The sequence below is a fragment of the Aurantiacibacter xanthus genome (genome assembly GCF_003584015.1).
GTDB classification, from domain to species: Bacteria; Pseudomonadota; Alphaproteobacteria; order Sphingomonadales; family Sphingomonadaceae; genus Alteraurantiacibacter; species Alteraurantiacibacter xanthus.
On record NZ_QXFM01000081.1, the window covers coordinates 1 to 5,332 of the forward strand.

At 64.1% G+C, this 5,332-nt stretch carries 4 protein-coding genes and 2 pseudogenes; 4 read left to right on the top strand and 2 right to left on the bottom strand.

From position 1 onward, the window contains the following. Positions 1-85 precede the first annotated feature (85 nt). The 4 genes and pseudogenes from tnpA to D2V17_RS09015 form a co-directional block, all read left to right on the top strand. On the top strand, positions 86-463 hold the full coding sequence (gene tnpA / locus D2V17_RS09000) for an IS66-like element accessory protein TnpA (protein WP_066843951.1): 378 nt from the start codon (positions 86-88) through the stop codon (positions 461-463). Beyond that, the gene (tnpB, locus tag D2V17_RS09005; RefSeq protein ID WP_119592682.1) at positions 460-801 is read left to right on the top strand and encodes an IS66 family insertion sequence element accessory protein TnpB; all 342 of its coding nucleotides are present in this window, start codon (positions 460-462) and stop codon (positions 799-801) included. The genes tnpA and tnpB overlap by 4 nt, the downstream gene beginning before the upstream one ends. Positions 802-861: 60 nt before the next feature. Then, positions 862-2,502: an IS66 family transposase gene (gene tnpC / locus D2V17_RS09010; RefSeq protein ID WP_119592683.1), complete on the top strand. Its 1,641-nt coding sequence runs from the start codon at positions 862-864 to the stop codon at positions 2,500-2,502. Positions 2,503-2,555: 53 nt separating this feature from the next. After that, positions 2,556-2,876, top strand: a pseudogene (locus D2V17_RS09015) (integrase core domain-containing protein); the annotation flags it as partial. Between the two features lie 166 nt (positions 2,877-3,042). On the opposite strand, the pseudogene D2V17_RS21995 reads toward D2V17_RS09015, so the two are convergent. Together D2V17_RS21995 and D2V17_RS09025 are read right to left on the bottom strand one after the other, a co-directional pair. Next, positions 3,043-3,824: pseudogene (locus D2V17_RS21995) on the bottom strand (IS5 family transposase). A 160-nt stretch (positions 3,825-3,984) separates the two neighbouring features. After that, a complete protein-coding gene (locus D2V17_RS09025; RefSeq protein WP_119592595.1) occupies positions 3,985-5,241 on the bottom strand; it encodes an IS701 family transposase in 1,257 nt (418 codons plus the stop codon). Positions 5,242-5,332 lie beyond the last annotated feature (91 nt).

Consider the following 5,332-nt stretch of genomic DNA (forward strand, 5'->3'; position numbering starts at 1 on the left):
GTACCCCTCCGGCGAGGGCCGCCTTGCGTGGATAGGTATCGAGCGCTCTTAAGCGTGCTCTTGTGAGCGCGCTTAGGAGTGGTCGATGGGTCAGGTGACGGTGTTTTCGGGGCCGGAGCGGCGGCGGCGGTGGAGCGATGAGGAGCGGCTGCAGATCCTGTCCGAGGCTTTCGCGCCGGGCGCGTGCGTTGCCCAGGTGTGCCGACGGCACGATATTTCTTCGGCGCTGATCTACACCTGGCGGCGCAAGTTGCTCGATGCAGGCGTGGAGCGGGAAGCAGAGCTGCCCGAGGCACTTCCGACGCCGGTGTTCGCCGAAGCGGTGATCGACGAAGATGTGATGGCGGCCGGCGCTGCCGAGCACCCCGCGATGATCATCGACCTGCCGCGCGGCAAGCGGCTGAGCATTTTCGCGGCGGCACCGCCGGCCCTGGTCGCTGCGGCGCTGAAGGGGCTGCGATGATCCCTTCGGGCGCGCGGGTGTGGATCGCGCTCGGCCACACGGATATGCGCAAGGGCATGCAGGGCCTGGCGCTGCTGGTGCAGCAGGGTCTCAAGCGTAATCCGCACGGCGGCGATCTGTTCGTGTTCCGTGGCCGCGCAGGCTCGCTGATCAAGATCATCTGGCACGACGGGATCGGCATGTCGCTCTACGCCAAGCGGCTAGAGAAGGGCCGGTTCGTATGGCCCTCAGCGACTGAGGGAACGGTGTCGCTGACCCCCTCGCAGCTGGCCTGCCTGCTGGAGGGGATCGACTGGCGCAACCCGCAGTATACATGGCGGCCACAGAGCGCCGGATAATCGGCGCGAGGCGGTGTTTTGCCCTTGCAGCAGAGGGTGGATGATGATTCACTCCGGTCTATGGAAGCCGCCATTTCGCCCCTTCCGGACGACGTTGAAGCGCTCAAGGCGCTGGTGGCGGCGATGGCCCGCAAGGCCGATGAGGCAGAGGCCAAGCTTGCCAACGCCATGGCCCACCAGAGCGCCATCGAGGCGCTGATCGCTCACCTCAAGCTGCAGATCGCCAAGCTCAAGCGCGAGCAGTATGGCCCCAGCGCCGAACGCAGCCGCCGTCTGCTCGACCAGATGGAGCTGCAGCTCGAAGAGCTCGAGGCTGATGCCGCCGAAGACGACCTGATCGCCGAGGGAGCGGCGGCCAAGACCGCCACGGTCACCGCCTTCGAGCGCAAGCGCCCGGCAAGGAAGCCGTTCCCCGAGCATCTGCCGCGCGAGCGCGTCGTGGTGCCTGCGCCCTGTTCCTGCCCGGCATGCGGTGGGGATCGGCTCTCGAAGCTCGGCGAGGACGTCACCGAGACACTCGAGGTGATCCCGCGCTCGTGGAAGGTGATCCAGACGGTGCGCGAGAAGTTCTCGTGCCGCGACTGCGAGAAGATCGCGCAGGCCCCCGCGCCCTTCCATGTGGTGCCCCGCGGATGGGCCGGACCCAGCTTCCTCGCGATGCTCCTGTTCGAGAAGTATGGACAGCACCAGCCCCTCAACCGCCAGGCCGAGCGGTTTGCCCGCGAAGGCGTGCCGCTCAGCCTCTCGACTCTTGCCGATCAGGTCGGGGCAGCTGCCCATGCGCTGATTCCGATCTACAAGCTCATCGAGACGCATGTTCTGGCTGCAAACCGGATCCACGGTGACGATACCACCGTGCCGGTCATGGCGAAGGGCAAGACCGATACGGCGCGATTATGGGTTTACGTACGCGATGATCGTCCCTTTGCAGGCACCGATCCTCCAGCTGCCCTGTTCCACTATTCGCGCGATCGGCGCGGCGAGCACCCGCAAGCCCATCTCGCGGCATGGTCCGGCATCCTGCAGGCCGATGCCTATAGTGGCTACAACGATCTCTATCGCGGGGACCGCGCCCCCGGTCCCGTGCTGGAAGCGGGCTGCTTTGCTCATGCGAGGCGCAAGTTCTTCGAGCTCGCCGATGTCCTGAGCTCAGCCCGCAAGAAGAGCCGCGGCCAGCGCGGCAGCATCTATCCGATCGCGCTCGAAGCCGTGCAGCGTCTCGACGCCCTGTTCGACATCGAGCGCGGCATCAACGGCAAGAGTCCTGCCGAGCGGCTCGCAGTCCGTCAGGAACTCAGCGCGCCGCTGATGGCCGAGCTCCACACCTGGCTTACCGCGCAGGTCGCCAAGCTATCGCGCGGTCATGACCTCACCAAGGCCTGCTTCTACATGCTGAAGCGCTGGGATGCGTTCACCCGCTTCCTCGACGATGGCCGCATCTGCCTCACCAACAACGCCGCCGAGCGCGCGCTGCGCTGCATCCCGCTTGGCCGCAAGGCATGGCTGTTCTGCGGATCCGATCGTGGCGGGCAACGCGCCGCCATCATCTACACCCTGATCCAGACCGCGAAGCTGGGCGACGTCGATCCGCAGGCATGGCTTGCTGATGTCCTCGCACGCATCGCCGATCATCCTGCCACCCGGCTCGACGAACTCCTGCCCTGGAACTGGGCGCCCCGTCCGAACGCGATCGCCGCGTAACCCGACCTACACTCCGGTCGGCATCACGCTGCGGCCTTCACCGGACGGATACTGAATACATCGAGGCCCGGAAGATGAGCCATGTTCGCGGCGCCCCATGCCACCCGCAGACCCAGGGCAAGATCGAGCGCTGGCATCAGACCCTGAAGAACCGCATCCTGCTGGAAAACTACTTCCTGCCCGGCGACCTCGAGGCCCGGATCGAGGCGTTCGTCGAGCACTACAACCACCAGCGATACCACGAGAGCCTGAACAACGTGACGCCCGCCGATGCCTACTTCGGCAGAGCCCCAACCATCATCAAACAGCGTGAAAGGATCAAGCGACAGACCATCGAACATCGGCGCTTGCAACACCGCAGGCTCGCCGCCTAACATCAATCCCCAGACGAGGCCGACACTCCGCTAATCTACGCCGCGAGTTGCGCCAAATGTTCTGACGACGGACAGCCGCTAGCCGGGTTTCCAGGGAAGATGAGAGCTATGACGTAGTGTCGCCGAAGCCGTTCGGTCTTCATGCGACCGCCATGCCTACCGCTGCTTAGGCCGCGTTGACAAAAGACTTCAGCCATAGTCGGGCGGCAGCGAGGTTGAGGAAGCTCTCGAACGACAGGACGGTCTTGTCATAGCGGGTGGCAATTCGGCGCTGCTGCTTCAATTTGCCGAACATCCGCTCGATGCGGTTGCGATCCCGGTAGCGGCGATAGTCTGGATGGACTGGAGCTTTCCGGTTCGACCGGGGCGGGATGATGGGCAGGATGCCGCGCATGAGCAGATTTTCGCGGAAGCGGTCGCCGTCATAACCCTTGTCGGCCAGCAGCGTCGTCGGCTTGGCCAACGGCAGCGCCATGAGATCATCGACAGCAGCATAGTCCGAGGCTTCGCCACCGGTCAGGATGAACCCGATAGGCAGTCCTTGATTGTCGCAGCGGGCGTGGACTTTGCTCGTAAAGCCGCCGCGCGATCGACCAAAAGCCTGCGCAAGAGCCCCCCTTTTCCGCCCACTGCCGAGACATGGCCGCGAACGGTGGTGCTATCGATCATGTGCTGCCAGTCGTCGGTCAGCCCCAGATCGATCAGCGTCTGAAGCAGCGCATCCCAGACACCCTGTTCGGCCCAGCGTCGGAACCGCACATAGACCGAGTTCCACTTACCGTAGCGCTCGTGCATGTCTCGCCAGGGGCAACCTACCCGCAGCACATGAAGCATGCCGTTGAGAAACCGCCGGTTGTCGCCGGCAGGTCGCGCCCAGCGCCCCCGTTCAGATGGCAGAAGCGGCCCGATCAGCTCCCATTCCACATCCGACAAGTCCCCACGGCCCATGATTGCTTCCCAAAGAGCAGCCTTGAATCAGAACCCGACCGGCTTGGGAATCCCTTTTGTCAACACGGCCTAGCACTACTTTGGCAGATTTTCTGGTGTCGGGTCAGATATGCAGCGACCGCAGTGCGGGCATGGCCGATCCGGTGGCTTGGAGAAGCGGTCAATGATGGCCTGTCTGATCGCTGGTAAGCTCGGCTGTGGAGGCGGACCGGCAGTCCTTTTTTTCCCCCTTGGCCTGCTTGAGGCGCTGGGTCTGCAAGAAGGCCAGGGCGATCATGGACATCAGCGCGTGTCGGTGCAGCCCCTTCCATGATCTACCCTCGAAGTGATCGAGGCCGAGTTCTTCCTTGAGTTGCTGATGCCCCTGCTCACAGACCCAGCGGGCCTTGATGGCGCCGGCAAGCTGCCTGATTGGCGTGCTGGCAGGCAGGTTGGAGAGGTAGTATTTGCGCTCGCCAGTCGAGCGATGCTCCCCGACCAACCACACCTCCTCGCCGGGCAGATGTTGCGCACCCATGTCCCGGATGCGCTGGGGCGGACCATCGGCGACACGCACGCGAACGGCAGCGAACCGCGCCGAGAGTGGCCCTTTGGTCCCGCGCCGCCAACTCACCTTGCGCCACCTTGCCATCTCCAGCATTGCCTTGGCGGATATCGATTTTGCGTCGGGGATGGCGTTCTTGCGAGGGCGACCTCTTCCAGCGATCGGGAAGATCATCCCAACATCGGCGGGGTAGACCTTCTGTCTGAAAGGTATGCCCACCGCCCATGCAAGCCCGCGCTCACTCAGCCCCTGTCGGAACGGTGCGGACATGCCATAGCCCGCATCCGCCAGGACACAGCCGAAACGAACACCCGCAGCGCCGACCCGATCGATCTCAGCGAGCGCGATCTCGGGCTTGGTCCTGTAGGGGCAGCAATCGAGAGGAACTCCAGTCCGTTCCAGGCGGGCCACGTCTCCGGTCCAGCTCTCGGGCAGGAACAGGCGCAGGCCGACCATGATGGGGACTTCGCCAGATGCCAGCGTCACCGACACCAGCGTCTGGCAGTTGGCATTCTTGCCCAGTGCCGACGCATATTGCGGCGCCACGCCGACGGAATGGCGCCCCTTCTTGGGCAGCGCCGTGTCGTCGATGATCAGCCAGGCCTTCTCGCCGCCTACCTGCCGGTCGGCCTCGGCGAGCAGAGCTGCCTCCAGCGGTGCTTCGTCCCACACGCCGCTGGCGATGAAATGATGCAGCCGATCGTAGCTGACATCATCTGTCCGGGCGGCCATCGGCTGTATGCTTTTGCGATCCCCCGGGCCGATCAGTCCCGCGATATACGCCGGACACATCCGGCCACGCGTCTTGTGTCGCAACGCCGCTACAAACGGTGCCAACCACTCGTCCAGTTCGCCACGCCAATCCGTATCCATCGCCAGCCCCTTCGAAAAGCTGGCTCCCTATGAATCACTGGAATCCCACCTTGGGAATCCCAAAAATCAGATTTCTGCCAAAGTAGTGCTA